The sequence below is a fragment of the Micromonospora desertarenae genome (assembly GCF_056150265.1).
Genome location: NZ_JAXCFQ010000001.1, coordinates 453,669 through 480,144, shown reverse-complemented (window position 1 = coordinate 480,144; position 26,476 = coordinate 453,669). Strand labels below are relative to the sequence as shown.

Here is a 26,476-nt window from a genome sequence, read left to right as displayed (position 1 = left end):
GCATGACACTGACCGGCCTGTACGTTCCGCTGATCACCCCGTTCGACGACGCCGGGGCGGTCGCCCCCGATGCGCTTGCCGCGCTCGCCCACCAGGTGCTGGACGCCGGGGCCACCGGGGTGGTCGCGCTCGGCACCACCGGGGAGCCCGGCGCGCTGACCGACCGGGAGCGCCGGGAGGTGGTCGACGTGGTCGCCGGGGTGTGCCGGGAGCGCTCGGCGCCGCTGCTGGTCGGCGCGAGCAGCGTGGCGGCGCTGCGCGCGCTGGCCGACCGGCCCGAGGTGACCGCCGCCCTCTGCCTGGTGCCGCCGTTCGTCCGCCCCGGTACGGAGGGGGTGCTCGCCCACTTCGCCGAGCTGGCCCGGGTGAGCCCGGTGCCGCTGGTCGCCTACCACGTCCCGTACCGGACCGGGCAGCCGTTGTCGGCGGACGCGCTGCGCCGCCTGGTCCGGCTGCCCGGCGTCGCCGGGGTCAAGTACGCAACCGGCGGGATCGACGCCGACACCTCCGAGTTCCTCGCCGACCTGCCACCCGACGTCGCGGTGCTCGGCGGCGACGACGCGGTGGTCGCGCCGCTGCTCGCCCTCGGCGCGCACGGCGGCATCCTGGCCTCCGCCCACCTCGCCACCGCCGAGTTCGCCGCGCTGATCGACGCGTGGCGGGCGGGCGACGTGGCCCGGGCCCGGCCCCTCGGACACCGCCTCGCGGCGCTGTCACGGGCATTGTTCGCCGAGCCCAACCCGGCGGTGGTCAAGGCCGTCCTGCACGCGCAGGGCCGCATCCCGACCCCGGCGGTACGGCTGCCGCTGCTGCCCGCCGGCCCGGCGACCCTCCGGGCGGTGCTGGCGCACCTCGACCGGTAGTCGCCGTCGTTTCCCTGGTGTGGGATCGGGACCGACGACGGCGGGGGCGGCGTGAGCTACGCGGAGGTGAACGGGCTGCGGCTCTGGTACGAGTCGCACGGCACCGGGCGGCCGCTGGTGCTGCTGCACGGCAGCTACGGCGCGGTGGAGACGTTCGCCGAGATCCTGCCGGCGCTGGCCGAGCGACGCCGGGTGATCGGGGTCGACCTCCAGGGCCACGGGCACACCGCCGACATCGACCGCCCGCTGCGCTACGAGTCGATGGCCGACGACGTCGCCGCGCTGATCGGTCGGCTCGGCCTGGCCGAGGCCGACCTGATGGGCTACTCGCTCGGCGGCGGGGTCGCCCTGCGTACCGCGATCCAGCATCCGGCGCTGGTCCGCCGGCTGGTGGTGGTCTCCGCGCCGTGCCGCCGGCGGGGCTGGTATCCCGAGGTGCTGGCCGCGATGGCGGAGCACGACGAGCAGGTCGGCGAGCGGATGCGCGGCACCCCGCCGCACCTGCTCTACGCGCGGCTCGCGCCCCGGCCGCAGGACTGGCCGGCGCTCTGGGCGAAGTCCGGCGCCCTGCTGCGGCGCGAGTACGACTGGGCGGCGCAGGTGGCCGCGCTGACCGCGCCGACGATGCTGGTCTTCGCCGACGCCGACTCGATCCCGGTGACCCACATGGCGGAGTTCTTCGGGCTGCTCGGCGGCGGCCACCGGGACGCCGGCTGGGACGGCGCCGGCCGGCCGGCGGCCCGGCTGGCGGTGCTGCCCGGGCTGACCCACTACGACATCGTCCGCTCACCGGCGCTGCCGGCCGCCGTGCTGCCGTTCCTCACCCACCCGGCCGGCGCGCCCGGCTGACGGCGCCGAGCCGAGCGCGGGCAGGACATCCGCCGGCGGAGCCGGGCGCGGCGGCACGGCACCGCCACGCCCGGCTGGCGCAGCGGGCCAGGCGCGCCGGTCAGCCCGTGAAGCCGCCGACCGCCGCCGCGTTCGGCCCGTCCGCCGGGCTGGCGTCGGTGTCGGTGTCGGTCGGCCCGGGGTTGACCAGGTGGAGGTCCGCCGCGAGGTCGACGCCGGGCGGGTCAGCGATCGGTGCCGGGTGGATCGCCGGCCAGGCCGAGGCCGCGCTCGCGCAGCGCCGCGCGCAGCACCCGGACCGCCTTGGGGCCCACGCCGTGCAGGGCCAGCAGCTCCCGCTCGGTCACCGCGGTCAGTTGGGAGAGGCGGGTCCAGCCCGCCGCGGCCAACGCGCCGCGGGCCGGTGCGCCGGCCGCGCGCGGGATGTCGTCGTCGCTCATCGTGTCGGCTCCTCGCCGTGTGCCGTCTGCCCCGCCGCCGGTGGTGTCCGCGCGGCCGGCCCGGTGGGGGGACGGTAGCGCCGGCCACCGACAGGTTCAGCGCATCCGCTGGGCCAGCCAGGGCAGCAGGGCGTCGGCCTGGGCCTGCTGGAACGCCCGGACGGTGGGGATCCCGGGCGGCGGCGGCCGGCGGGCGGCGTCGGCGAAGAAGCCGGCCAGGCCGGCGTACACGCCGGTCAGGGCGGCCGGATCGACGTCGGCGGTGAGCGGCAGCCGGCGCAGCAGCGCCTCGGTGTCGTGCCCGCCGTGCAGGCGGACGTTGACCAGCAGCAGGGCGGTGTCCAGCCAGGCCGGCCCGCGGCAGGCCCACGGCCAGTCCACCACGGTCACCCGGCCGGCCGCGTCGAGCAGCAGGTTGTCGGCGCGCAGGTCGGCGTGGCAGAGCGTGTCGCCGTCCAGCGCGGCCAGGCCCCGCTCGGCTGCGGCGCAGAGCTCGGGCAGGCGTTGCGCCACCCACGGGTCCAGGCCCGGCGGTGGGTCGGCGGCGATCCGGTGCCAGCCGGTGAAGTCGTACGCCAGGTGCTCGGCGGCGGTCGGCGCGTGTGGCACCGGGTTCGGGGTGAGCGCGGCGGCCAGCGTCTCCACGGCGGCCAGCACGACGGCCAGCTCGTCGGCCCGCCACGGCGTGACCGGATGCCGGCCGTCCACGTCGGTGAGCACCAGCGCGACCCAGTGGCCGTCGTCGTAGTGGCCGAGCAGCCGTGGCGTCGGGGCGTGTCCGGGCAGGGCCGCCGTGTTGCGGGCCTCGGTGCGGTGCAGCCGCGGGCTGACGTCGTTCTGCGCCGGGCTCACCGCCTTGACGAACGCGCGCCGGCCGCCGGCGGTGCGCACCCGGTCGGCGGTGCCGGGGGAGAAGCCGCCCGGTTGCGACACCGCCTCGACCACCCGGTCGCCGAGGATCCGCTCGACCTCCGCGCGCACGTGGTCGGGCAGGCCGGCCCAGCCGATCCGGCCCTTCGTCAGGCTCTCCACCGGTCCACCGTGGTCGACATCGGGACCGGCGGGCAAGCCGATTACCGGCGGCGCGGACCGTCACCTCCGCGATCCCCGGTGCCGGTTCCGCGCGATGTGGTGCCGCTCGTGCCGCGCTGTCGCGCCGTGCCGGGTCGGCGTGTCGTCGCGGGTGGGCACCTCGTCCCGCAAGCCCGATACCTCCACGGCATATTGATGACTCAGAGGTATCAGCCTCGTTCGTCTGGTGTCTCCACCCCGGCCGGCCGGGTTCGGCCCGGCCGGCGTGGTTTCCGCCTTGGTGTCCCGTCCACGAGAGCCTCGGCTTCCAGGTCACCGCGGCAGATGGCCAAGCCGATCGACCCGGCGGGCTGACCGGGCGAGGGTTGTTCCCGGGCGCAACGGGAAACCCCCCTGGACGCACCTGGGGAGGAGCGACGGATGACGCGTGGCGCCGGACTGACCATCGGTGTGCTCGGCTCGTACGGCGGTCGCAACCTCGGCGACGAGGCGATCCTCACCGGGCTGCTCGCCGATCTGCGCGAGCAGGAGCCGAACGCCCGGATCATCGTCTTCTCCCGCAACCCGGCACACACCCGGGTGGCCCACCCGGACGTGGAGGCGGTGCCGTGGGAGGGGGTCAGCCGCACCGACTCCGCGCTCGTGCTGGCCCAGCTCGACCTGCTGATCCTCGGCGGGGGCGGCATCCTCTACGACAAGGAGGCCCGCCGCTACCTGCGGGTGGTCCGGGTCGCCCAGGAGCGCGGCCTGCCGCTGCTGACGTACGCGGTCGGGGTCGGGCCGCTCAGCGAGGGCGTGGACACCGGGATGGTGCGGGAGACCCTGGCCAGCGCCACCCAGGTGACCGTCCGGGACCAGGAGTCCCGGATGGTGCTGGAGGAGGCCGGCCTGCTCAACCCGATCACGGTCACCGCCGACCCGGCGTTCCTGCTGGAGCCGGAGGACTTCCCGGCGCACCTGCTGCGCGAGGAGGGGGTGCCGGCCGGCAAGCGGCTGATCGGGATGAGCGTGCGCGAGCCCGGTCGGGCCGCGGAACGGCTCGACGTGGACGGCTACCACCGGCTGCTGGCCCAGATCGGCGACTTCCTGGTGCACCGGGTCGACGCGTACGTGCTCTTCGTGCCGATGGAGCGGGACGACATCCGGCACTCGCACGGCGTGCTGTCCCACATGATCGCCGCCGAGCGGGGCCGGATCCTGCACGGCACCTACTCGCCCCAGCAGGTGCTCGGCCTGATGCGCCACTTCGACCTGGCCGTCGGCATGCGGCTGCACTTCCTGATCTTCGCGGCCATGGTGGGCACGCCGTTCCTGCCCCTGCCGTACGCCGGCAAGGTCTTCGACCTGGCCCAGCGGCTCGGCGTGCCGGCGCTGCGCGGTGTGGAGCGGGAGGTGGAGGGGCCGCTGCTGGCCGAGGTGGACCGGCTCTGGGACGAGCGGGAACACCGGTCCGAGGCCACCGCCCGGCGGGTGGCCGAGGTGTGCGACCAGGCCCGGGGCACCTCGCAGGTCACGCGCGCGGTGCTGGAGAGCCTGCGTGCCCGGAACCTGGCCCGGGTCGGCGCCTGAGCGCCGCCGGCCGCCGGCCGCGCGTCGCGGTCGTCACACCGCCGGGCCGCGCCAGCAGTAGCGCCAGTCCCGGGCCCGGCCGCCGACCGTCTCCAACTCGTAGATCTCCGCCTGGGCCAACCCCTCGGGACCCAGGTGGTGGTGGGTCAGCGGGGGACGGCCGTTCGGGTCCAGCTCGACGGTGACCGTCTCGCCGTCGGCCGGCCCGCCCGCCAGGGGGATCTCTACCGTTGTCGCCATGGGCCCATCCTGCCCCCGGCGACCGCGCCCCCGCAGCGAATAGCGGGGCAGCGGACCGGCCGGTCGCGGGGCTACCGTCAGCCGATGGCGGAGATCTCGATCGACCCCACGCTCGGCCCGGTGCTGGCCCGGACGGGCGACGAGCGGGCGGTGCTGGAATCCTTCCTCGACTTCCACCGGGCCGTGCTGCTGCGCAAGGTGCGCGGCCTCTCCGACGCCGACGCCACGCGTCGGCTGGTGCCCTCCGCGACCACCCTCGCCGGCCTGCTCAAACACCTCGCCCTGGTGGAGCGGAACTGGTTCCCGTGCCTGCTCGCGCCGGGCCCGGGGGACGTCTACCTGACCACCGAGGAGGAGGCGCTGGCCAGCTTCACGCTGACCGGGGAGGACACCGTCGAGCGGCTCGCCGCCGACTACGAGCGGGCCTGCGCCCGCTCCCGGGAGGTGGCCGCCCGGTTCCCGCTCGACCACGTGGTGCCGCACCCGCAGCTGGGCGAGGTCTCGCTGCGCTGGATCCTGGTGCACATGGTCGAGGAGACCGCCCGGCACGCCGGGCACGCCGACGTCCTGCGCGAGCTGACCGACGGCAGCACCGGCGCGCTCTGAGCCGGGCCGCCGTCGACGGCGACCCGGGCCGCGACCCGGCCCACGTGGCCGGAGCAGCGTGGCCGGAGCAGCGTGGCCGGGCCGTCAGGGGCACGGCAGCAGGCCGGGCGGGTACTCCATGCCGTCGTGGGTGCAGGCCGCGGCGGCAACCCGGGCCGCGTACGCCGCCGCGTCGGGCAGCGCCGCGCCGCGCAGCCGAGCGGCGATCAGGCCGGCCGCGAAGGCGTCCCCCGCGCCGTTGGTGTCCCGCACCGGCGCCGGCGGCGCGGCGGGGGGCACCGGCCGGGCCCCCGGGTGCAGCTCGGCGCCGGCCGCGCCCCGGGTCACCACCACCGTGCGCGGCGCCAGCGCGGCGGCGACCGGACCGGCGGTCCCGTCCAGCCGGACGCCGCTGACGAAGACCAGGTCGGCGGCCTCGGCGAAGGGGCGGTGGTAGGGGTTGGTGCCGTCCCAGTCGTGCAGGTCGGTGGAGACCGCGGCGCCCGGCGCGAGCCCGGTGCGCAGCGCGGGCAGCAGGTCGAGCGTCCAATCCATGATCGACAGGTGGACGTGCGCGGCGTCCCGCACCAGCGCGGCCAGCTCGGCCGGGGTGAACGGGGCCGGCCCGCGCCACGGCCGCGGGTCGTAGAGCGACATCCGCCGGCCGGCCGGGTCGACCAGGTTCACCGACCGTCGGGTGCCCGCCGGGGCGTCGGCCAGCACCGCGTGCACCCCGGTGCGGGCCAGCGCGGCCCGGACCACGTCCCCGGCCGGGTCGGCGCCCAGCACGTCCAGTACCGCCACCCGCAGGCCGAGCGCGTGCGCGGCCAGGGCCACCCCGGCGCCGGTGTTGCCGATCCGCAGGTCGATCGGGTCGACGGTCACCGAGTCGGCGGCCGGCAGCGGCAGCCCGGGCACCCGCACCCGCACGTCCACCCCGAGGCCGCCGATCACCAACAGGTCGTACATGGCGTTCGACGGTAGCCTGCCCCGGCCGCCTATCCTGGGCCCGGGCGTCGACGAGGGGGAGCGAGTGCTGGTCATCCACGGGTCGTGGCTGCCCGGCGACGGTCCGGACGGCGGCCTCGCCGTCTGGGCCGAGGACAGCACCCGGCCGGGCGACGCGCCCCGTCGGCCCGGCCGCGCCCCCCGGGAGCGCCCGCACCCGTTCGCCGCCGACCACGCCACGCTGGCCGCCGCGCTGGCCGAGGGCGCCGACCCCGCCGACCTCGGCACCGCACTGCTCACCCTGCCCACCCGGGCCGGGTCGCCGCTGGACTCACCGGAGCTGGTCCGCACCGCCGCCGTGGCGCCGGCCCGCGGGGCGGTCACCCTCGCCGGCTGGCGGGTCCCCGTCCTGGTGTACGCCCCGGACGCCGCCTGGGCGCTGCTGCGCCGCCTCGACCTGGCCGCCGCGGCGCCCGGCGCCACCCTGCGGCACCTCGCCGAGCTGGCCGAGTTCGCCGCCGACCTGGTCACCCGGGGCCGGGTCCTGCCCGGCCTCGCCGACCCGCCCGCCCGGGCGGCGGATCCGGCCGGCGGCCCCGACCGCGCCGGCGGCGACGGCAGCGGGGCCCGGGCGGTGTGGCGGCCGCTGCTCACCGGCACCGACGCGGCCTGGGCCCGGGCGCTCGCGCTGGCCCTGCCCCCGGCCGCCCGCGCGGTGCTCCGGGTGGACCGGCTCGACCCGGCCGTACGCCCGCCCGCCGGCCCGCGCGCCCCGGACGGTCCGCGAGCCACCGATCGCCGGCCGGTGAGCCCCCAGACGGCGGAGCTGCCGGCCGGCGAGCTGGTCGCGCGGGCCCTCGACGCGCTCACCGACGCGGCCGCCCGGGCGGCGCTCGGGGAGATCTCGCTGGCCCGGGGGGTGCGCCGCAACGGCGCGGTGCCGGCCTGGCTGGCCGCGCTCACCGGCCCGCGCCGGGACTTCACCGCCGACCCGGCCGCCCTGGACACCCTCCGCACCGAGCTGGAGAGCTGGCAGCGCGACGCCGCCGGTGGCTCGGTGCGGGCCAGCTTCCGGCTGGTCGAGCCGCCCGCCGACGAGATCACCGAGCCGGTCGTCGTGGTGCCCGCCGACCCGGCGGCGACCGTGGCGCAGCAGGGCCACTGGCGCGTCGAGTTCGGCCTCCAGGCGGCCGACGAGCCGAGCCTGCACGTCGCGGCCGGGCAGGTCTGGCGCGCCGAGCAGGCGGTGGGCGGGCTGGCCGGCCGGCTGGACAGCCCGCAGGAGACCCTGCTGGCCGAGCTGGGCCGGGCCAGCCGGCTCTGGCCGGAGCTGGACGTCGCGTTGCGCACCGCCACACCGGAGGCGCTGGAGCTGGACGTGGAGGGGGCGCACCGGTTCCTCCGCGAGGGCGCCCCGGTGCTGCACGCCGCCGGCTTCGCCGTGCTGCTGCCCTCCTGGTGGCAGCGCCCCTCGTCGCGGCTGGGCGCCCGGTTGCAGGCGCGCAGCCGGACCGCGCCCGGCACGGTGGCCACCGCCGCCGGCGGGGTCGGGCTGGACGCCCTGGTCGACTACCGCTGGGAGGTGGCCCTCGGCGACCAGCCGCTGACCGCTGACGAGTTGGCGTCGCTGGCCGCGTTGAAGACCCCGCTGGTCCGGCTGCGCGGCCGCTGGGTGGAGCTGGACCCGAAGCGGCTCGCCGCCGGGCTGCGGCTGCTCCGCTCGGCCGGCGAGCTGACCGTGGCCGACCTGCTCCGGCTCGGCCTCTCCGACGCCGAGCAGCCCGACGCGCTGCCGGTGCTGGAGGTGACCGCCGACGGCGCGCTGGGCGACCTGCTCGCCGGCGCGGTGGAGCGGCGGCTCACCCCGCTCGACCCGCCGCCGACCTTCCACGGCACGCTGCGGCCGTACCAGCGGCGGGGGTTGGCCTGGCTGGCCTTCCTCCAGTCCCTCGGGCTGGGCGGGGTGCTCGCCGACGACATGGGGCTGGGCAAGACCGTGCAACTGCTCGCGCTGCTCGCCGGGGACCCGCCGCAGGCCGGTCCGACCCTGCTGGTCTGCCCGATGTCGCTGGTCGGCAACTGGCAGCGGGAGGCCGCCCGGTTCGCGCCCGGGCTGCGCGTACACGTGCACCACGGCGCCGAGCGGGCCCGGGGGGCGCGGTTCGGCACGGCCGTGCACGACGCGGACCTGGTGCTCACCACCTACTCGGTGGCCGCCCGCGACGCCGTGGACCTGGCCGGCATCGACTGGCACCGGGTGGTGCTGGACGAGGCCCAGGCGATCAAGAACGCCGCCACCCGCCAGGCCGAGGCGGTACGCGCGCTGCCGGCCCGGCACCGGATCGCAGTCACCGGCACCCCGGTGGAGAACCGGCTCGCCGACCTCTGGTCGATCATGCAGTTCGTCAACCCCGGGCTGCTCGGCCCGGCGGCCACCTTCAAGAAGCGGTTCGCCGAACCCATCGAGCGGCACGGCGACGCCGAGGCCGCCGAGCGGCTGCGCCGGATCACCGGCCCGTTCGTGCTGCGCCGGCTCAAGACCGACTCGTCGATCATCTCCGACCTGCCGGAGAAGCTGGAGATGGAGGTGGTCTGCAACCTGACCGCCGAGCAGGCCTCGCTCTACCAGGCGGTGGTCGACGACATGATGGCCCGGATCGAGTCCAGCGACGGCATCGAACGGCGCGGGCTGGTGCTGGCCACCATGACCCGGCTCAAGCAGGTCTGCAACCACCCCGCCCAGCTGCTGCGCGACGGCTCGCCGCTGGCCGGGCGCTCCGGCAAGCTGGCCCGGCTGGAGGAGATCCTCGACGAGGTGCTCGCGGCGGGGGAGAAGGCCCTGCTGTTCACCCAGTACGCCGAGTTCGGCGGCATGCTGCGCGGGCAGCTCGCCGCCCGGTTCGGCCGGGAGGTGCTGTTCCTGCACGGTGGGGTGGGCAAGGCCGAGCGGGACGCGATGGTCACCCGCTTCCAGTCGCCGGACGGGCCCGCCCTGTTCGTGCTCTCGCTCAAGGCCGGCGGCACCGGGCTCACCCTGACCGCCGCCAACCACGTGGTGCACGTCGACCGGTGGTGGAACCCGGCGGTGGAGGACCAGGCCACCGACCGGGCGTTCCGGATCGGCCAGCGCCGCCGGGTGCAGGTACGCAAGTTCGTCTGCGCCGGGACGGTGGAGGAGAAGGTGGCCGCGCTGATCGCCGACAAGCGCGGCCTGGCCGAGCGGGTGGTCGGCACCGGCGAGCAGTGGGTCACCGAACTGTCCACCGCGCAGCTGCGCGAGCTGTTCAGCCTGGAGGCCGGGGCGGTGGTGGAGTGAGCGGAGCAGTGACCGCCCCGCACGGCGTCGCCCGGCGGTGGGGAGCGGTGCCGTGAGCGAGACAGCGCAGGGCCGGTTCGCCGACTACGGCCGGCCCCGCCGGGTCGACGGCGGCCTGCGCGCCCGCAGCACCCGGGGCGCCATCGGCCGGTCCTGGTGGTCGCGGCGCTTCCTGGAGGTGCTGGAGTCGTTCGCGCTCGGCACCCGGCTGACCCGCGGCCGGTCGTACGCGCGGGCCGGCCAGGTGGTCAGCCTGGACATCGCCCCCGGCGTGGTGAGCGCGGTGGTGCAGGGCTCCCGGGCGCAGCCGTACCAGGTGCGCATCGCGCTGGCCCCGTTCCCGGCCGCACTCTGGGCCCGGATCGAGGACGACCTGGCCGCCCAGGCGTTCTTCAGCGCCCGGCTGCTCGCCGGTGACCTGCCGGCCGAGCTGGAGGAGCTGTTCACCGCCGCCGGCCGTCCGCTCTTCCCGGCCGGCATCGACGAGCTGGACCAGCGCTGCAGCTGCCCGGACTTCGCCGTGCCGTGCAAGCACCTGGCGGCGACCTTCTACCTGCTCGCCGAGGCGTTCGACGCCGATCCGTTCCAGCTGCTGCACTGGCGGGGCCGGGCCCGCGCCGAGCTGCTCGACCGGCTGCGTGCGCTGCGCGCCGCGGCCGGCGGAGCGGACGACGCCGCAGCCGGCGATCGACCGTCCAGGCCGGACGGCGTGGCCGCGCCGGCCCCGGCCGGACCGGCGGCGGGCACTGCGGACGTGCCGGCGGTCGGCGCCGCCCGGGCGGTGGCCGGCCTGCCGCCGACCCCACTGGCCGAGGCGGTGGACCGGTTCTGGCTCCCGCCGGTGCCGCTGCCCGACCGGCCGCCGAGCCTGGCCACCGGGCCGGACCTGTTGCTGCGCCAGCTCGGCCCGCCGGCGCCCGCCATCGGCGGGCCGGGGCTGGTGGAACGGCTGCGGCGGGCCTACCGGGCCCTCGGCGGGTCATAGCCAGCGGCGCCGGTACCGCCACATCACGGCGGCGTTGGCCAGCAGCACCACCGCGCAGATCGCGCCGGCCAGCCGGCCGCCCAGCACCGTCGCCGCCGGCAGCGAGGCCCACAGCACGATGGTCAACAGCATCAGATAGCGGCTGCGGCGGGCCCGGGCCCGGTTGTCCAGCCGGGCGAAGAACGCCGGGTCGCTCTCCCGGAGGTGACGGGTGATCTGCTCGAACCTGCGCTGATCCTCTTTGCTGAGCATGTGCCTTCCCCTCACGCGTTCAGCGGTTCGGCGGCATACCCGTTGCGGCGGCGGCTCACGCCCCTCCTGCTGCCAGTTTGGCCCGCCGCGCGGGCACCGCGGGGGCCGTCACGCGGGGGGAGCCGACGCCCGGGCGAGCACCTCCCGGACACCTCAGCACAGGCTTATCCGGACCTTAAGTTTCCCTGTGCCGTTGAACGGCGCTAAAAGCGTCGCGTACGGCGGAAACGTTACGTCCGGGGCGGCGGGGGACGTGTCGGCCCTGCTCCGGGCCTCCGGGACCGGCCGGGCCCCGGACCCGCCGGGCGGCGCGCCGCTGAGGGGTGTCTTAAGTGCCCTCCTGGGGCCGTACGGCACGCCTTGAGGCGGCCCGACCCCTTCACTACCTTGCCGGGCAACCCCCTCAGGCAACAGTCGCCGCACCTCGACCCCTCGCTGGTCGCAGCCGTGCCGGCGCACGGTAGAAATCGGGATTGGTACATGGCCGACCAGAATGTGCCACCACGGCGACCGTGGGACGACCGCGGCTGGGACGCACGACAGCACCCCAGCACCGGATACCGCGAGCCGGACGCGTCCACCCCGCACGGACACCGCTCCCTCCAACCGGAGTACCCCCCGCGCGGACCACAGTGGGTCGGTCCGGACGGCCTCGGCCAGCCGACCGGCCCCGACGGCGGCTTCGGCCAGCAGACCGGCGGCGGCGGACTGCCCAACCTGGACGACGACGAGGAGCGCGGTCGCCCGGTCGGTCGCCGCAAGGCGCTCGCCGCACTCGGCGGCACCGCCGCGGTGGTCGCCGGCGGCGCCGCCCTCGCGATGACCCCGCAGGTGCGCGGCCTCTTCGGCGACGAGCCGGTGGGCGACGCGACCGGCACCGCGGTCACCGACGGCACCGCCGCCCGGCCCAGCGGCCAGCAGCCGAGCACGGTGCGCACCTACACCGAGCAGAACGAGAGCTACATGGGCTCCCGGGCCGGCGAGGCGCTGAAGCGGAACGCGCCGGCCGGCGGCCGGACCTTCTCCGGGCCGGCGGCCGCCGCCGCGGAGACCCCGGTGACCGTCAAGACGGTGCTGGCCAAGGACCCGGTCCTGCACCTCGCCCGGCGGGCCACCTTCGGCGCCACGCCCAAGCTGGTCGCCGACATCAGGGAGCAGGGCATCGACGCCTGGCTGCGCGCGCAGCTCGACCCCGACAGGATCGCCCCGACCCGGGCCGAGCTGAAGCTCGCCGAGCTGCCCACCCTCAAGCTCTCCACCGAGCAGCTGCGCGACCAGCGCGACCAGCTCAACGAGCGGGGCGCCCAGCCGGAGCGGGAGGTGGTCGAGGCCACCATCGCCCGGCAGATCTGGTCCGACCGCCAGCTGTACGAGGTGATGGTCGACTTCTGGAACGACTTCCTGCACGTCGCGGCGGACTTCGACGGCGGCGAGGTGTACCGGGCCTCGTTCGACCGGGACGTCGTCCGGGCGCACGCGCTGGGCAGCTACCCGGAGATGTTCCTGGCCGCCAACAAGCACCCCGCGCTGCTGCTCTACCTGAACCAGAACGACTCCCGGGCCGACGCGGTCAACGAGAACCTGGCCCGGGAGAACCTCGAGCTGTACACGGTGGGCGTGGACGGCGGCTACACCGAGAAGGACGTCCGGCAGGCCGCCCTGCTCCAGACCGGCCGGGGCGTCAACGACGGCAAGTACGTCTTCCGCCCGGAGCGGCACTACGTCGGCAAGGTGAAGATCCTCGGCTTCACCCACGCCAACAACTCGAAGGACCCGAAGAAGGCCGAGGCGGCCATCGACGCGTACCTGACCTACCTCGCGCTGCACCCGTCGACCGCGAAGTACGTGGCGCAGAGCCTGGCCACCCGGTTCGTCTCGGACACCCCGCCCAAGTCCCTGGTGGACCGGCTGGCCAAGACGTACACGGCCAACAAGGGCATGGTGAAGCCGGTGCTGATGACGCTGTTCAGCTCCTCGGAGTTCTGGGCGGCGGTGGGGCAGAAGGTGCGCCGGCCGATGGAGTACCTGGTCGCCACCTACCGCACCCTCGGCGTCTCGCCGGAGGCGTCGCCGAAGCACGACAACGGCGACAACAAGCGCACCCCGTTCGCCCGCGGCCTGCGGCAGATCCACGACAAGCTGCGCGAGCTGGGCCAGTACCCGATGGGCCAGCCCACCCCGGACGGCTACCCGGACGTCTACGTCGCGTGGACCTCCGCCGGCACCATGGTCAACGGCTGGAACGAGGCCGGCGACCTGCTGGCCGGCTACCGCACCACGTTCACCTACACCCGGCCGGAGAAGCTGGTCGCCAAGCCGCCGGCCACCGCCGGGGCGTACGTGGACGCGCTGGCCAAGCGGCTGGTGCAGCAGAAGCTCTCGGCCCGGGAGAGGGCGCTGATCCTCGGCGTGGCCGGCGTCTCGGCCGGCACCCGGGTCGACGCCACCTTCAACGGGGCCATCGCCGCCGTCGCGCGGGCGATCCTCGCGTCCCCCCAGCACCACCTCCGGTGAGGCATTCGATGGAGAAGACCGTGTACTCGTACCCCCTGCACCCCGAATGCCCCGACCTGCGGCGGCTGGCCGACAACCCGGCCGAGGCGCTGCTGCGCGCGGAGGCCGACGTCGTCGCCGCCGAGAACGCCGCCGAGCGGGACCGCTACCGGCGGCTGGAGGACCTGGAGGAGGCCCAGCAGGACGGGCGGGGGGTGACCCGGCGCACCTTCGTCGCCGGCGCCGCCGCCACCGCCACCGCGCTGGCCACCGCCCAGTTCGTCACCACCTCGGCGTCGTTCGCCGCCACCAAGACCGGCACGCTGGTCCACGTCTTCCTCTACGGCGGGCTGGACGGGCTGAGCCTGGTGGCCCCGGCGGACGATCCGGTGCTCGCCAAGGCCCGCCCCGACCTGCTGCTCGCCGACGACTCCCTGGCGCTGGGCCGCGGGTTCAAGCTGACCAGCGCGTTCAAGTCGCTGGAGCCGTGGCTGAAGTCCGGCCGGCTCGGCTTCGTCCCGGCCGTCTCCGACGAGCGGCTCTCCCGCAGCCACTTCCAGGCCGCGGACGCCTGCAACCTGGGCGGCCTGCCGGGCGAGACCGGTGGCCGGGGCTGGCTGGACAGCCTGGTCGACGCGCTCGGCAAGGGCACCGCGTTCCGCAGCGTCGGCATCGGCAGCACGCTGCCCCGCTCGCTGGTCGGCACCAACGGCGCGCTGTCGCTGAACAGCGTCGGCTCGCTGCGGCTCAACGGCGACGACCGGTTCCGCGCCGCCACCGAGAAGGCGATCAAGGGGCTGTTCACCGGGATCAACCACCCGGTCGAGGAGGCCGTGCAGTCCGGCCTGGGCGCGCTGGCCACCGCGCAGAAGCTGGCCGCCAAGCCGTACCAGCCGGCCGAGGGCGTGCGCTACGAGGGCGTCGGCCGCGCCTTCCAGCAGCTCGCCCAGCTCATCAAGGGCGGCGCCAACGTCCGGGTGGCCACGGTCGGGATGGGTGGCTACGACACCCACGAGAACCAGGGCACCCGGGCCGGCGGCCAGCTGCACCGGCGGCTGACCGAGCTGGCCGACGCGATGGCCGCGTTCTTCACCGACCTCGGCGACCAGGCCGACGACGTGACGATCATGGTGTCCAGCGAGTTCGGCCGGCGGGTCGCCTCCAACGGCGGCGGCACCGACCACGGCCACGGCGGCGTGGTCACCATCCTGTCCGGACGGAAGCTGGCCGGCTCGCTGCTCGGCACCTGGAACGGATTGAACGATCTCGACTCCGGCGACGTACCCGAATACAACAACATGTTCAACGTCTACGGAGCCGTCGCGCAGGGTCGCTTCGGGCTCACCAACGCGGAGGTGGAGAAGATCTTCCCCCGGCAGAAGTACACCCCGATGAAGCTGTACGCGTGACGTACGCCCGCCCGCACGCCGCCGGCCGCCGTACCGGGACCCCGTCCCGGCACGGCGGCCGGCCGGTGAGCGCCAGGGGCGAGCCGGGTCTGCGAGCCCCGCGGTCGCGAACGACGGGGAGCCGGGCCGCGGACGTACCGCCGCGGCGCGGACCCGGCGGCCGGCGGCTGCTGGCCGCCCTGCTCGCGGTCGGCCTGCTGGCCAGCGTGCTGCCCTGGTGGCTGGACACCCCGGCCGGCTCGCTGCGCGACTCCGCCGCCGCGCTCACCGCGGCCGGCCGGATCACCGGTCTGGTCGCCGGCTACCTGCTGCTGGTGCAGGTGTTCATGATGAGCCGGCTGCCGGTGCTGGAACGGTGGATCGGCGGTGAGCAACTGGCCCGCTGGCACCGGGACGTCGGCGCCACCCTGCTGGTCGCGGTGCTCGCGCACACCTCGCTGATCCTGGTCGGCTACGCCGGCCTGGAGGACAACTCGGTGCTCACCGAGGCGGGGGTGCTGCTGCGCGACTACGAGGACATGGTGTCCGCGTTCGCCGCGGCCGGCCTCATGGTGCTGGTCGGCTTCACCAGCATCCGGGCCATCCGCACCGCCCTGCCGTACGAGCTGTGGCACGCCCTGCACCTGTCCGCCTATCCGGTGCTGCTGCTCGGCTTCGGCCACCAGTTCAGCAACGGCGCGCAGCTGTTCCGCCCCGGTCCGGTGCGCACCTTCTGGATCGCCCTGTACGTGCTGGTGGTCGCCGCCCTGCTCGGGGGCCGGGTGCTCGCCCCGCTGGCGTTCAACCTGCGGCACCGGTTGCAGGTCGCCGACGTGGTCGCGGAGAGCCCGGACACCATCTCGATCTACCTGACCGGCCGGCGGCTGGACCGGATGGAGCTGCTCGGCGGCCAGTTCTTCCGCTGGCGGTTCCTCACCCGGGGCTGCTGGTGGCAGTCCCACCCGTTCTCGGTCTCCGCCGCGGCCAACGGCCGGTGGCTGCGGCTGACCGTCAAGGTGGTCGGCACGCACACCGCCGACCTGCGCGATCTCGACCCGGGCACCCGGGTCTGGGTGCAGGGGCCGTCGGGCACCTTCACCGCCGCGCACCGCACCCGGGAGCGGGCCCTGCTGATCGCCGGCGGCAGCGGGATCACCCCGATCCGGGCGATGCTGGAGGAGCTGCCGCCCGGCGCGGCGCTGATCTACCGGGCCCGGACCCCGGCCGACGTGCTGCTCGGCCGGGAGCTGGACTGGCTGGCCCAGGCCCGGCAGGTCTCCGTCTGGTACGTCATCGGCTCCCGCCACGACCCCGGCCCCCGGCAGGTGATGAGCCCGGACGGGCTGCGCCGGCTGGTGCCCGACGTCGCCCGCCGGGACGTCTACCTCTGCGGGCCGCCCGGCCTGGTCGAGCAGTCGCTCCGGGTGCTCCGGCAGGCCGGCGTGCCAAGCCGGCAGATCCACCTCGCCACGTTCGAGCTGTAGAGAGGCATCCATGCGCCGCGCACTCCTCGCGATCACCGGCCTGGCGGCCAGCACCACCGCGATGGTGGTGCTCAAGGGCGGGCCGGGCACCACCCAGGTGGCCGCCCAGGGCCTGCCGGTCGACGGCCGGCCGGCGGCCCCCGGGGCCGGCTCGGCGCCCCCCGAGGCGACGGCCGGAGCGCGACCGACACCGGCCGGCGGCACCGCCTCGCCCCGGCCCACCCGCACCACCGCCCGCCCGCCCGCGAGCCGGCCCGGCGCCGGCACCCGGACCCCGTCCGCGCCGCGGACCAGCAGCAGGCCGGCGCAGCCGAGCACCCGCACGGTGACCGGGCCGGTGGTGGAGAACGAGTACGGCAACGTCCAGGTGCAGATCACCCTCTCCGGGTCGCGGATCGTCAACGTGGTGGCGCTGGAACTGCCCGCGGAGACGGCCCAGTCCGACCAGCGCAGTGAGCAGGTCGACGACCGGTACAGCGGCACCGGCGGGCTGGTGGTGCAGCAGCAGAGCGCTGACCTGGACACCGTCTCCGGGGCCACCGCCACCAGCGAGTCGTACCGGCGGTCGTTGCAGGCCGCCCTCGACCGGGCCGGCTGAGGTGTCGGCCGCGCCGGCCCGGCCCGGGCTGCGCCGGGTCGAGCAGGTCATGGGTACGGCGATCAGCCTGGACCTGGCCGACGACCTGCCCACCGCCGAGCTGACCGGGCTGGCCGACGGGGTGTTCGGCTGGCTGCGCGAGGTGGACGCCCGGTTCAGCACGTACCGGCCGGACAGCGAGGTGTGCCGGGTGGACCGGGGCGAGCTGGCGGTCGTCGACGGCTCGGCCGACCTGCGCGACGTGCTGGCGCGCTGCGCGGACCTGTGGGCCGCCACCGACGGCTTCTTCGACGCGTACGCCACCGGCCGGCTCGACCCGTCCGGCTACGTCAAGGGCTGGGCGGCGCAGGTGGCCTCGGACCGGCTGCTCGCCGCGGGCGCGGCGAACCACTGCCTGAACGCCGGCGGGGACGTGCGGGTGCGCGGGCGCTCGGCCAGCGGCCGGCCGTGGCGGATCGGCGTCCGGCACCCGTGGGACCCGATGGCCACCTGCCTGGTGCTGACCGGCACCGACCTGGCCGTCGCCACCTCCGGGGGGTACGAGCGCGGCGCGCACGTGCGGGACCCCCGCCGGGGCGTGCCGGCCAGCGGCCTGCGCTCGGTCACCGTGGTCGGGCCGGACCTCGGCGTCGCCGACGCGTACGCCACCGCGGCGGTGGCGATGGGCGTCGCCGGCATCGGCTGGTTGGACCGGCTCGCCGGGCACCAGCACGCGGTCGTCACCGAGGACGGCCGGCTGCTGCACTCCGCCGGCCTCCCGCTGACCGGCTGACCGGCTGACCGGTGCCGGGTGCGATCGCCGCCTCCGCCTGCGACTCAGCGGGCCGGGCGGTGGGTGCCGGCGGGCCGGGAGCCGGCCGGCCGGGGCCGGCCCGGGCGGGCGCCGGCGGGCCGGGTGCCCGCCCAGCGGTACCGCGGGCGGCTGTGCCGGGGCGGCTCGGTGCCGTCCGGCTGGCGCGTGGTGTCGTCGGTGGACATGCAACCCCCGCTCCTGGCGTCTGCGCCGTCGCCCTGTGCAACGAGGACGGGCCGGCCGGCGACGCTGCCCGGGCGGGGTTCACATCCCGCGGCGCGGCAACGGGAGGTGGCCGGGGAGCAGCTCCGAGGTCAGCGTCACGCCGGTGGCCCGCAGCGCGTCGATCAGCGCGTTCTGCACCAGGTAGGAGTCGGGCAGCCGCCAGCGGGCCTGTTCCGGGGCGACGGCCCAGCGGACGGTGCCCTCGGGCAGCCGGGTCGGCGGCGCGGGGATCCACGACCCGGGCCCGTGCCGGACCACCTGGAAGCAGTGGTCCAGCTCCGGCCGCAACGGGTCGCCGGGGCGGACCAGGAACATCCAGCGGCCGGTGGGGGTCACCAGCACCGGCCCGCGTACGCCGAGGCCGGCCGGGTGGGTCTGCACCGCGTCGAGGACCCGCCGGCCGAGGTGCGCGGCGACCTCCAGCACGTCGAACGCCCGGCCGGTGGGCAGCAGCACGCCGTGCGGCCGGGTGCGCCACCAGGTGGCCACCCGCGCCGGGTCGGCGCTGGCCGCGTGCTCCCAGTTCTCCAGCGCGGGATGGCAGCCGACCGTGGGGCAGCCGGCGCGGCCGCAGACGAACCGGCTCCGCGCCAGGCAGGCGCCCGGGGTCACCTCCCAGCCGTGCAGTGCGTAGCGGACGGCCACCCGGCGCAGCCGGACCCGTTCCAACGGCGACAGTTGGACGACGCGTGGTCCGACGTTCCCCCACATGTGTGCCATCTCCCCTCGGCGGGCCCGGTCGGGCACCCAGGTCGCATGTCGAACACCGTCACTGCCGTAACCCACGATCGTTGAGCTGACGAACGGCTGATGCAAGTTGCACGAAAACTACGAGGACTGGCTGTACGGCTGACGCACAGAGTGTGCGACCAGCGAAAACCTGAGACCTGCCGCGGGCCCGCAACCGCGAGGGGGTCAGCCGGCCACGGCCGGGGGTCGCACCAGGGGAGGGACGGGATGGACGAGTTACCCATCGGGCGGCGGGTGGCCTACTGGCGCGGGCGGCGCAAGATGTCGCAGCAGGTCTTCGCGGACCGGCTGGGCAAGTCGAAGAGCTGGGTGGACAAGGTCGAGCGCGGGGTGCGCCGGCTCGACAAGTTCTCCGTCGTCTACGAGATCGCCGACATCCTCCAGGTCGACGTGCAACTGCTGCTCGGCAAGGACCCGGAGCGGCGTACCGACGCGTTGAACTGCATCGACCAGGTCGAGGTCCAGGAGATCCGGGCCGCCCTGGAGCGCTACGACGCGATGAGCGCCTACTTCGACGCGGCGCCGCACCCGCCGCCGCTGGCCGACATGCGCAAGGCGGTCAACCACGCCTGGCTCACCTACCAGTACGGCCGCTACGGGATGCTCACCCGGGCGCTGCCCAAGCTGCTGCGCGACGCCCAGGCCGCGGACGCCGGCTACGGCGGCGACCAGGCCCGCGAGGCGGCCCACCTGCTCGGGCAGGTCTACCAGATCGCCTCCTCGGTGCTGCGCAAGCTGGGCGAGTGCGACCTGGCCTGGCTCGCCGCCGACCGGTCCATGGCGGTCGCCCAGCGCGCAGACGACCAACTGCTCGCCGGCATCGCCACCACCCGGGTCTGCAACGCGCTGGCCGCGATGGGACGGTCCCGTCCCGCGCTGGAGCTGAACGTCACCATCGCCAACCGGCTCGCCCCCGGCGGGAGCAACGACGCCTCCCCGGAACGGCTCTCCGTCTACGGCATGCTGCTGCTGCAGGGTGCCATGGCCGCGTCCCGGATCGGCGACTCGGCCACCGTCGACGACCTGCTCAACGGCGCCGGGGAGGCGGCCCGGCTGCTCGGTGGCGACGAGAACCACTACTGGACCTCGTTCGGGCCGACCAACCTCGAGCTGCACCGGGCGGCGGCGGCCGTCGAACTGGGCGACGGCGGCCGGGCGGTCGAGGTGCACCAGCGCATCCCGGAACCGGCGTTCAACGCGCTGCTGCCCGAGCGGCGGGCGCACCACCTGCTCGACATCGCCCGCGGCTACGCCCAGATCGGCGACGTGGCCAACGCCGGGGAGATGCTGCTGCGCGGCGACCGGCTGGCGCCGTCCGAGATCCGCTGCCGGCCGATCGCCCACGAGGTGATGTCCGACATCCTGCGTCGCACACGTGGTGCGCCGCCTTCTCCGATCGCGGAGTTGGCTGAGCACATGGGAGTAGGGGTATGAGCGCGGAGCCGGTCTGATGACCGGCCGGCAGCACACCGAGCGCCGCGAGGTGCTCTACGTCATCGCCTGCGGATCGCCGCTGGCGCGCCACGTCGGCCGGCTCGTCGAGCTGGCCCAGCAGGACGGCTGGGACGTCTGCGTGATCACCACGCCGGACGGCGCGAAGTTCGTCGACCGGGCCGCGCTGGCCCGGCAGACCGGTCACCCGGTGCGGACCCACTACAAGAACCCGGGTGACCCGGACGTCCTGCCGCCGGCCGACGCCATGATCGTCTGCCCGGCCACTGTCAACACGGTCAACAAGTGGGCGGCCGGGATCACCGACACCCTCGCGCTCGGCCTGCTGGTCGAGGCGCAGGGCCTGGGGGTGCCGCTGGTCGCGGTGCCGTTCACCAACACGGCGATGGCCCGCCACCCGGCGTTCCGCAGCGGCCTGGCGCGGCTCGCCGAGTGGGGGGTGACGGTGCTCTTCGGCGACCAGGTCGTCCCGCTGCACCCGCCCGGAACCGGGGAGCGGCACCTGAGCGCCTTCCCGTGGGCGCTGCCGCTGGCCGCGGTGCGCGACCGGCTCTGCCGGGTCGGCCCGGCAGTGGCCTGACCAACCGCCGCGCCCGAGCATCCGCCCGGGCCGCCCGGGTACCGGTAAGCTGGCCCGCCGTGAGCACAACCGCAGTTCCGCCGACCGTCGCCGACGTGGTGGCCGAGCTGGAGCGGCGCTACCCGCCGGTCTGGGCGGAGGACTGGGACCGGGTCGGGCTGGTGCTGGGCGAGCCCTGCGCCCCCGTACGCCGGGTGCTGTGCGTGGTCGACGTGGTGCCCGAGACGGTCGCCGAGGCGCTCGCCGCGGGCGTCGACATGATCGTCGCCCATCACCCGCTGCTGCTGCGCGGGGTCTCCTCGGTGGCGCCCACCACGTACAAGGGGCGGATCGTCCACCAGTTGATCAAGTCGGACGTTGCCCTGTACGTCGCGCACACCAATGCCGACGTGGCCGCTCCGGGCGTCTCCGACGCGCTTGCCGCCCGGTTCGGGCTGACCGGGCTGCGCCCGCTGCACCCGCCCGCGCCCGGGTCACCGGCGCACGGCGCCGGGCGGGGGATCGGCCGGATCGGCGAGCTGCCGGAGCCGATGACCCTGGCCGAGCTGGCCCGGCACGCCGCCGCCGTGCTCCCGGTCACCGCCTGGGGCGTGCGCGCCGCGGGCGATCCCGGGCGGATGGTGCGTACCCTCGCCGTCAGCGGCGGTTCGGGCGACGCCTTCCTGGCCGACGCGACCGCCGCCGGGGTGGACGCGTTCCTCACCGCCGACCTGCGCCACCACCCGGCCGGCGAGCACCTCGCCGCCGAGGGGCCGGCGCTGCTGGACGCCGCCCACTGGGCGACCGAACGACCGTGGCTGGACGACCTGGCCGCCCTGCTGCGGGCGACGCCGGGTGTCGAGACGCTGGTGTCCGACCTGGACACCGACCCGTGGACCGTACACGCCGCCCCACCCGCGGTGGACGACAAGGAGCCCCGACCGTGAAGGCTGACCCCCAGGTCCAGCGCCGCCTGCTCGACCTCCAGGCGATCGACACCGCGCTCGCCCAGCTCGCCCACCGCCGCCGCGCGCTGCCCGAGCGGGCCGAGCTGGAGGCGCTGGCCCGCCAGCTGTCGGCGCTGGAGGACGAGCGCGTCCGCGCCCAGGTGGCGGTCGACGACCTGGACCGGGACATCGCCCGGCTGGAGAAGGACATCGACCAGGTGCGGGCCCGCAAGGCCAAGGACGAGGCGCGGCTCGCCGCCGGCAGCGGCCCGGCCCGCGAGCTGGAGGCGCTCCAGCACGAGCTGGCCTCGCTCAACCGCCGGCAGGGTGACCTGGAGGACGCCGAGCTGGAGCTGATGGAGCAGCGGGAGACCGCGCAGGCGGTGCTCGACGACGTGGAGCGCCGGCTGGCCGAGACCCGGGAGCAGCGGGACGCCACCGAGCGGCGCCGGGACGAGGCGCTGGCCGAGATCGGCAAGGAGGAGGAGTTCAAGCAGTCGGCCCGCCGGCCGCTCGCCGCCGACCTCCCGGCCGACCTGGTGCAGCTCTACGACAAGATCCGCGAGGACACCGGGCTCGGCGCGGCGCTGCTCGCCGCCGGCCGGTGCGGCGGCTGCCGGCTCGAACTCTCCGGCGCCGACCTGGCCCGGATCCGCAAGGCGGACCCGGACGACGTGGTCCGCTGCGAGGAGTGCCGGCGGATCATGGTGCGTACCAACGAGTCCGGTCTGTAGCCCGTGGCGCCGCGCGTGGTGGTCGTCGAGGCCGACGGTGGATCGAGGGGCAACCCGGGCCCGGCCGGCTACGGCGCGGTGGTCCGCGACCCCGACACCGGCGAGGTGCTCGCCGAGCGCTCCGAGTCGATCGGGGTGGCCACCAACAACGTGGCCGAGTACCGGGGGCTGATCGCCGGGCTGGCGGCCGCCGCCGAACTGGGCGCCGCCGAGGTGGAGGCCCGGATGGACTCCAAGCTGGTGGTCGAGCAGATGTGCGGCCGCTGGCAGATCAAGCACCCCGGATTGCGTCCGCTCGCCGCCCAGGCGGCGGGCCTGGTCGAGCGGTTCGCGGCGGTGCGGTTCAGCTGGATCCCGCGGGAGCGCAACCGGCACGCCGACGCCCTGGCCAACGCCGCGATGGACGCCGCCGCCGGCGCCGCGCCGGTGGCCCCGGCCGTCGAGCCGCCACGTGTGGTGGAGCCCCCGCGCGAGCTGGCCGGCCCCGAGCCGGCGGGCCGGCAGCAGGCCCGCGAGGCGGCCGCCCGCGCCGCGTCGGGGCGGACCACCGGCACCGACCCGGCCACCGCCCCCGCCTCCTGGGAGCCGCGCCCGAGCTTCACCGCCACCCGGTTGATCCTGGTGCGGCACGGCGAGACCGAGTACACCGAGCAGCGCCGCTACTCCGGTCGTGGCGACGTGCCGCTCTCCGACCGGGGCCGGGCCCAGGCCCGGGCCACCGGCGCCCGGGTGGCCGAGCTGGCGCCGAGGGTCGCGGCAGTGGTCAGTTCCCCGCTGTCCCGGTGTACGGCGACCGCCGAGGCGATCGCCGCCGCGCTCGGCGGCGTGCCGGTACGCCGCGCGGACGACCTGATCGAGTGCGACTTCGGCGCCTGGGAGGGGCGGACCTTCGCCGAGGTGCGCGAGGGGTGGCCCGGCGAGATGGACGCCTGGCTCGCCTCCACCCGGGTGGCTCCGCCGGACGGGGAGTCGTTCGCGGCGGTGGCCGAGCGCACCCGCCGGGCGTTGGACGCGCTGGTCGAGGCGTACCCGGGGGAGACCGTGGTGGTGGTCTCGCACGTCTCGCCGATCAAGCTCGCGCTGCGCGACGCGCTCGCGGCCGGTGACGCCTTCCTGCACCGGCTCTTCCTGGACGCCGCCGGCATCTCGGTGCTGGACCGGTGGCCCGACGGCGGCATCGCCGTGCGCACCGTCAACGACACCGCCCACCTCGCCGGAGCGGACTAGCTCCCACCAGCCGGGAGGATGCCGGCGGCCACCCTGGACGATCCGGGAACTTGTTGACAGCCCACCGGCAGCCGATGAAGATCGGTTTCGTGCGCAGCGTTCACCTGACCAAGCGGGGTCACATCGACCTGCTGCGCGTCGCCAGCGCCGCCTGTCGACGCTCCCTCTGACGCCGGGTTCGCCGTCCCTCGCGCGCTGCTGCCGCATCCACCCGTTCCGCAGGTCTCCGGCCCCGCGGTCGCGTCCGCCTGCGCGCGTTCCCTCCTCGTGACAGGAGACCGCTCCTTGTTGGTCAACAGACGTCTTCGCCGGATCGCCGCGACCGCGGTGACCGTCGCGGTGCTCGGCCCGGTGGCGCTGACCGCGCCGGCCGCCGCCTCGGCGCTGCCGGCGGTCCCGCCCGCCCCCGCCGAGCTGGGCGAGATCCGGGGCTATCCACAACAGAACGTCCTGCCGGTCTGGCCGGACAACCCGGCGGACGCCTCGATCCCGATCGGCGTCATCCCCTACGACGACATCGCCCCGAAGCTGAACGCCCTCCAGGCCGCCAGCGACCGGGTCTCCGCCCGGGTGGCCGGGAGGTCCGCCGGCGGTTACGACCTGTACGCGGTCACGGTGACCGCCCCGGAGAGCCGCGCCGAGGCCCGGCAGCAGGAGATCTGGAAGCGCCGCATCGAGGACGAGCCGACCCGGGCCCAGCGGGACCGCGCGCTGCTCGCCGGCTACAAGACCCCGCTCTTCGTCAACGCCAACATCCACGGCAACGAGTGGGAGGGCACCGACGCGGCGCTGCGGGTCATCGAGCAGTTGGCCACCGACACCAGCGCCGAGACGGCCCAGCTGCTGAGGCGCAACCGGCTGGTCTTCAACATCACGTCCAACCCGGACGGCCGGGTGGCCGGTACCCGGGCCAACTCCGCCGGGTACGACCTGAACCGCGACCTGACCATCGTGGCGCAGCCGGAGACCAACCTGATCCGCGAGCTGATCATCGACACCAAGCCGATCATCACGCTCGACCTGCACGGCTACGTCAGCCCCACGCTGCTGCACCCGAGCACCCCACCGCACAACGTCAACAACGAGTACGACCTGTTCATCAAGCACGGCCTGCCGAACGCGCTGGCGATCGAGCAGGACCTGCGCGGCCTCGGGTACGCCGAGACCCAGCGGGCCCGGATCCCGTTCCGGGACGACGAGCCCGGGGTGTGGGACGACTTCCCGCCGATCTACGTGCCGTCCTTCGCCATGCTCCAGAGCAGCATCCCGTACACCATCGAGGCACCGCTGAACCCGCGCGGCAACCTGACGCCGCAGGAGCGGGTGCGCCGCTCGGGCATCAACACCGACGTGCACGAGGTGGCGATCCGGACGTCGCTGCGCTACATCCAGGAGCACCGGGCCGAGGTGCTGCACGACCAGGCCGAGGTCTACCGGCGCGGCTGGGCCGGTGAGCCGCTGCGGGACATCCCGGACGGCTACGTGCCGGGCTGGGGCCCGGAGGACGACTACCGCACCACCTTCCCCCGCGCGTACGTCATCCCCACCGGGGCCGGCCAGCGCTCCGAACCGGCCGCGGCGCGCCTCGTCGACCTGCTGATCGGCAGCGGCGGCCGGGTGTGGCGGGCCAAGCAGCCGTTCACCGCGGACGGCCGGCGCTACCCGGCCGGCTCGTACGTGGTCGACCTGCACCAGCCCAAGCGGGGCCTGGTCAACTCGCTGCTGGAGCCGGGCGCCGACATCACCGACCGGGTGGACGACCTGTACGCCGGCCCGGCCGCGTGGAGCCAGGGCCTGACCTGGGGAGCCACCGTGGACACGCTCTGGGACGAGCTGCCCGACGTGCGGCTGGCGCGGACCTACGACGGGCGGGCCGAGGGGACCCTGCCGCCCGGCAACGGTGACCTGCGCCTCGACCTGCGCGACGCCGCCGACCTGCTGACCGTGAACGCGCTGCTGGCGCGGGGCGTCGCGGCGTACCGCCTGGCCGACGGCTCGGTGGTCGTCCCGGGCACGCCCGGCAACCGGAAGCTGGCCCGGGCCGCCGTACGCGAGCACGGGGTGACCTTCGGACGGGCGCCGGCCCGGTGGAGCGGGACCCGGCTGGACGAGGTGGTCGTCGGCTACCTCGGCACGGTGGAGGAGCGGGACACGCTGGCCGACCTCGGCTTCGCCACCCGTGCCCTGACCGCCGCCACGCTCGGCGGCACGCTGACCGCCGACGTGGACGTGCTCCTGGTGGCCAGCACCGTCAACCCGGCGAACCTGCCGGCGGAGAGCCGGGCGGCCCTGGACGCCTTCCTCGCCCGCGGTGGCGGCGTGGTCGGCCTGGGCACTCCCGGGGCGGGCTTCAGCAACGCCGCCGGGCTGCTGTCGGTGACCGCCACCGCCGGGCCGAGCCTGGCCAGCGGGGTGGCCAACGTGGTCAACCACGGCGGACCGGTGAGCGCCGCCGCCATCCCGCACGCCTTCATCAGCCAGCCGGTCTGGTTCACCGGCCTCGGCGCCGGCGTCACGGTGGAGCAGTCGTACGCCGCGGACCCGCTGCTCTCCGGCTGGTGGGCGACCGAGGGCGCCGGTGGCCAGGGCGCCGCGGCCAACCAGGCCAGCATCGTCAGCGGGGTGTCTGCCGGCGGCAACGGGGTGGTGCTGTTCGGCACCGACCCGACGTTCCGCCTGCACCCCAAGGGCCTGCAGGCGCAGCTCGGCCGCGCCCTGCTCTGGGCCGCCGAACGGTGATCGCCACG

General features: G+C 75.7%; 25 protein-coding genes. 18 read left to right on the top strand and 7 right to left on the bottom strand.

Annotated elements, in window-relative coordinates; all coding sequences use genetic code 11:
* Positions 1-2 precede the first annotated feature (2 nt).
* Both SM577_RS02190 and SM577_RS02185 read left to right on the top strand, forming a co-directional pair.
* Positions 3-863 (top strand): 4-hydroxy-tetrahydrodipicolinate synthase family protein, encoded by an 861-nt coding sequence (locus SM577_RS02190; protein WP_474586150.1) that lies wholly within the window; start codon positions 3-5, stop codon positions 861-863.
* A gap of 51 nt (positions 864-914) precedes the next feature.
* On the top strand, positions 915-1,712 hold the full coding sequence (locus SM577_RS02185; RefSeq protein ID WP_302918828.1) for an alpha/beta fold hydrolase: 798 nt from the start codon (positions 915-917) through the stop codon (positions 1,710-1,712).
* A gap of 224 nt (positions 1,713-1,936) precedes the next feature.
* Here SM577_RS02185 and SM577_RS02180 read toward each other — a convergent pair whose 3' ends face one another.
* Positions 1,937-2,152, bottom strand: a complete 216-nt coding sequence (locus SM577_RS02180) for a helix-hairpin-helix domain-containing protein (protein WP_474582099.1) — start codon at positions 2,150-2,152, stop codon at positions 1,937-1,939.
* Between the two features lie 96 nt (positions 2,153-2,248).
* Positions 2,249-3,184, bottom strand: a complete 936-nt coding sequence (locus tag SM577_RS02175; RefSeq protein ID WP_474586149.1) for a phosphotransferase — start codon at positions 3,182-3,184, stop codon at positions 2,249-2,251.
* A gap of 420 nt (positions 3,185-3,604) precedes the next feature.
* Between SM577_RS02175 and SM577_RS02170 the strand changes: the two genes are divergently transcribed.
* A complete protein-coding gene (locus SM577_RS02170; RefSeq protein WP_302918825.1) occupies positions 3,605-4,753 on the top strand; it encodes a polysaccharide pyruvyl transferase family protein in 1,149 nt (382 codons plus the stop codon).
* 33 nt (positions 4,754-4,786) lie between these two features.
* Here the strand turns inward: SM577_RS02170 and SM577_RS02165 are convergent, their stop codons facing one another.
* Entirely contained in the window at positions 4,787-4,993 is a 207-nt protein-coding gene (locus tag SM577_RS02165; RefSeq protein WP_302918824.1) for a hypothetical protein, read from the bottom strand.
* Positions 4,994-5,077: 84 nt separating this feature from the next.
* Between SM577_RS02165 and SM577_RS02160 the strand changes: the two genes are divergently transcribed.
* Complete coding sequence (locus SM577_RS02160) at positions 5,078-5,599, top strand: DinB family protein (RefSeq protein ID WP_302918823.1); 522 nt, start codon at positions 5,078-5,080, stop codon at positions 5,597-5,599.
* An 84-nt stretch (positions 5,600-5,683) separates the two neighbouring features.
* Here the strand turns inward: SM577_RS02160 and SM577_RS02155 are convergent, their stop codons facing one another.
* Positions 5,684-6,547: a carbohydrate kinase family protein gene (locus SM577_RS02155; protein WP_474586148.1), complete on the bottom strand. Its 864-nt coding sequence runs from the start codon at positions 6,545-6,547 to the stop codon at positions 5,684-5,686.
* A gap of 64 nt (positions 6,548-6,611) precedes the next feature.
* On the opposite strand from SM577_RS02155, the gene SM577_RS02150 reads away from it, so the two are divergent.
* Both SM577_RS02150 and SM577_RS02145 read left to right on the top strand, forming a co-directional pair.
* Positions 6,612-9,842 (top strand): SNF2-related protein, encoded by a 3,231-nt coding sequence (locus SM577_RS02150; protein ID WP_474586221.1) that lies wholly within the window; start codon positions 6,612-6,614, stop codon positions 9,840-9,842.
* A gap of 52 nt (positions 9,843-9,894) precedes the next feature.
* Positions 9,895-10,827 (top strand): SWIM zinc finger family protein, encoded by a 933-nt coding sequence (locus SM577_RS02145; RefSeq protein WP_474586147.1) that lies wholly within the window; start codon positions 9,895-9,897, stop codon positions 10,825-10,827.
* On the opposite strand, the gene SM577_RS02140 is transcribed toward SM577_RS02145, so the two are convergent.
* On the bottom strand, positions 10,822-11,079 hold the full coding sequence (locus SM577_RS02140; RefSeq protein WP_302918819.1) for a DUF3040 domain-containing protein: 258 nt from the start codon (positions 11,077-11,079) through the stop codon (positions 10,822-10,824). The two genes, SM577_RS02145 and SM577_RS02140, sit on opposite strands and share 6 nt — an antisense overlap.
* Before the next feature lie 480 nt (positions 11,080-11,559).
* Between SM577_RS02140 and SM577_RS02135 the strand changes: the two genes are divergently transcribed.
* From SM577_RS02135 to SM577_RS02115, 5 genes are read left to right on the top strand one after another with little or no spacing between them, the layout of a single operon-like run.
* On the top strand, positions 11,560-13,593 hold the full coding sequence (locus SM577_RS02135) for a DUF1800 domain-containing protein (RefSeq protein ID WP_474586146.1): 2,034 nt from the start codon (positions 11,560-11,562) through the stop codon (positions 13,591-13,593).
* Positions 13,594-13,601: 8 nt separating this feature from the next.
* Complete coding sequence (locus SM577_RS02130) at positions 13,602-14,981, top strand: DUF1501 domain-containing protein (RefSeq protein WP_302918817.1); 1,380 nt, start codon at positions 13,602-13,604, stop codon at positions 14,979-14,981.
* The gene (locus SM577_RS02125; protein ID WP_474586145.1) at positions 14,978-16,444 is read left to right on the top strand and encodes a ferredoxin reductase family protein; all 1,467 of its coding nucleotides are present in this window, start codon (positions 14,978-14,980) and stop codon (positions 16,442-16,444) included. Before SM577_RS02130 ends, SM577_RS02125 begins: the two co-directional genes overlap by 4 nt.
* 10 nt (positions 16,445-16,454) lie before the next feature.
* A complete protein-coding gene (locus tag SM577_RS02120; RefSeq protein WP_474582106.1) occupies positions 16,455-17,042 on the top strand; it encodes an FMN-binding protein in 588 nt (195 codons plus the stop codon).
* A gap of 49 nt (positions 17,043-17,091) precedes the next feature.
* Positions 17,092-17,814, top strand: coding sequence for an FAD:protein FMN transferase (locus SM577_RS02115; RefSeq protein ID WP_474586220.1), 723 nt, complete (start codon positions 17,092-17,094; stop codon positions 17,812-17,814).
* Positions 17,815-17,858: 44 nt separating this feature from the next.
* On the opposite strand, the gene SM577_RS02110 is transcribed toward SM577_RS02115, so the two are convergent.
* Together SM577_RS02110 and SM577_RS02105 are read right to left on the bottom strand one after the other, a co-directional pair.
* On the bottom strand, positions 17,859-18,020 hold the full coding sequence (locus SM577_RS02110) for a hypothetical protein (RefSeq protein WP_302918813.1): 162 nt from the start codon (positions 18,018-18,020) through the stop codon (positions 17,859-17,861).
* Between the two features lie 79 nt (positions 18,021-18,099).
* Positions 18,100-18,780, bottom strand: a complete 681-nt coding sequence (locus SM577_RS02105) for a bifunctional DNA primase/polymerase (RefSeq protein ID WP_302918812.1) — start codon at positions 18,778-18,780, stop codon at positions 18,100-18,102.
* A 237-nt stretch (positions 18,781-19,017) separates the two neighbouring features.
* On the opposite strand from SM577_RS02105, the gene SM577_RS02100 reads away from it, so the two are divergent.
* The 7 genes from SM577_RS02100 (at position 19,018) to SM577_RS02070 (ending at position 26,468) form a co-directional block, all read left to right on the top strand.
* Complete coding sequence (locus tag SM577_RS02100) at positions 19,018-20,244, top strand: helix-turn-helix domain-containing protein (RefSeq protein ID WP_302918811.1); 1,227 nt, start codon at positions 19,018-19,020, stop codon at positions 20,242-20,244.
* Positions 20,245-20,260: 16 nt separating this feature from the next.
* Entirely contained in the window at positions 20,261-20,842 is a 582-nt protein-coding gene (locus SM577_RS02095; protein WP_474586144.1) for a flavoprotein, read from the top strand.
* Between the two features lie 95 nt (positions 20,843-20,937).
* A complete protein-coding gene (locus SM577_RS02090) occupies positions 20,938-21,768 on the top strand; it encodes a Nif3-like dinuclear metal center hexameric protein (RefSeq protein WP_474586219.1) in 831 nt (276 codons plus the stop codon).
* The gene (locus SM577_RS02085; protein WP_302918809.1) at positions 21,765-22,502 is read left to right on the top strand and encodes a zinc ribbon domain-containing protein; all 738 of its coding nucleotides are present in this window, start codon (positions 21,765-21,767) and stop codon (positions 22,500-22,502) included. Before SM577_RS02090 ends, SM577_RS02085 begins: the two co-directional genes overlap by 4 nt.
* Positions 22,503-22,505: 3 nt before the next feature.
* Positions 22,506-23,729 (top strand): bifunctional RNase H/acid phosphatase, encoded by a 1,224-nt coding sequence (locus SM577_RS02080; RefSeq protein ID WP_474582107.1) that lies wholly within the window; start codon positions 22,506-22,508, stop codon positions 23,727-23,729.
* 74 nt (positions 23,730-23,803) lie between these two features.
* Positions 23,804-23,899 carry a putative leader peptide gene (locus SM577_RS02075; RefSeq protein ID WP_368050408.1) on the top strand — a complete coding sequence of 32 codons (96 nt, stop codon included), beginning with the start codon at positions 23,804-23,806 and terminating at the stop codon, positions 23,897-23,899.
* A gap of 115 nt (positions 23,900-24,014) precedes the next feature.
* Positions 24,015-26,468: a M14 family zinc carboxypeptidase gene (locus SM577_RS02070; protein ID WP_474586143.1), complete on the top strand. Its 2,454-nt coding sequence runs from the start codon at positions 24,015-24,017 to the stop codon at positions 26,466-26,468.
* The last annotated feature ends 8 nt before the right edge of the window (positions 26,469-26,476 follow it).

Bases quoted from the DNA above. Each gene is read 5' to 3' on its own strand.
- SM577_RS02190 (WP_474586150.1), top strand. From the start codon at position 3: ATGACACTGACCGGCCTGTACGTTCCGCTGATCACCCCGTTCGACGAC.
- SM577_RS02180 (WP_474582099.1), bottom strand. From the start codon at position 2,152: ATGAGCGACGACGACATCCCGCGCGCGGCCGGCGCACCGGCCCGCGGC.
- SM577_RS02170 (WP_302918825.1), top strand. From the start codon at position 3,605: ATGACGCGTGGCGCCGGACTGACCATCGGTGTGCTCGGCTCGTACGGC.
- SM577_RS02165 (WP_302918824.1), bottom strand. From the start codon at position 4,993: ATGGCGACAACGGTAGAGATCCCCCTGGCGGGCGGGCCGGCCGACGGC.
- SM577_RS02160 (WP_302918823.1), top strand. From the start codon at position 5,078: ATGGCGGAGATCTCGATCGACCCCACGCTCGGCCCGGTGCTGGCCCGG.
- SM577_RS02155 (WP_474586148.1), bottom strand. From the start codon at position 6,547: ATGTACGACCTGTTGGTGATCGGCGGCCTCGGGGTGGACGTGCGGGTG.
- SM577_RS02140 (WP_302918819.1), bottom strand. From the start codon at position 11,079: ATGCTCAGCAAAGAGGATCAGCGCAGGTTCGAGCAGATCACCCGTCAC.
- SM577_RS02135 (WP_474586146.1), top strand. From the start codon at position 11,560: ATGGCCGACCAGAATGTGCCACCACGGCGACCGTGGGACGACCGCGGC.
- SM577_RS02130 (WP_302918817.1), top strand. From the start codon at position 13,602: ATGGAGAAGACCGTGTACTCGTACCCCCTGCACCCCGAATGCCCCGAC.
- SM577_RS02120 (WP_474582106.1), top strand. From the start codon at position 16,455: ATGCGCCGCGCACTCCTCGCGATCACCGGCCTGGCGGCCAGCACCACC.
- SM577_RS02115 (WP_474586220.1), top strand. From the start codon at position 17,092: ATGGGTACGGCGATCAGCCTGGACCTGGCCGACGACCTGCCCACCGCC.
- SM577_RS02110 (WP_302918813.1), bottom strand. From the start codon at position 18,020: ATGTCCACCGACGACACCACGCGCCAGCCGGACGGCACCGAGCCGCCC.
- SM577_RS02105 (WP_302918812.1), bottom strand. From the start codon at position 18,780: ATGGCACACATGTGGGGGAACGTCGGACCACGCGTCGTCCAACTGTCG.
- SM577_RS02100 (WP_302918811.1), top strand. From the start codon at position 19,018: ATGGACGAGTTACCCATCGGGCGGCGGGTGGCCTACTGGCGCGGGCGG.
- SM577_RS02095 (WP_474586144.1), top strand. From the start codon at position 20,261: ATGACCGGCCGGCAGCACACCGAGCGCCGCGAGGTGCTCTACGTCATC.
- SM577_RS02075 (WP_368050408.1), top strand. From the start codon at position 23,804: ATGAAGATCGGTTTCGTGCGCAGCGTTCACCTGACCAAGCGGGGTCAC.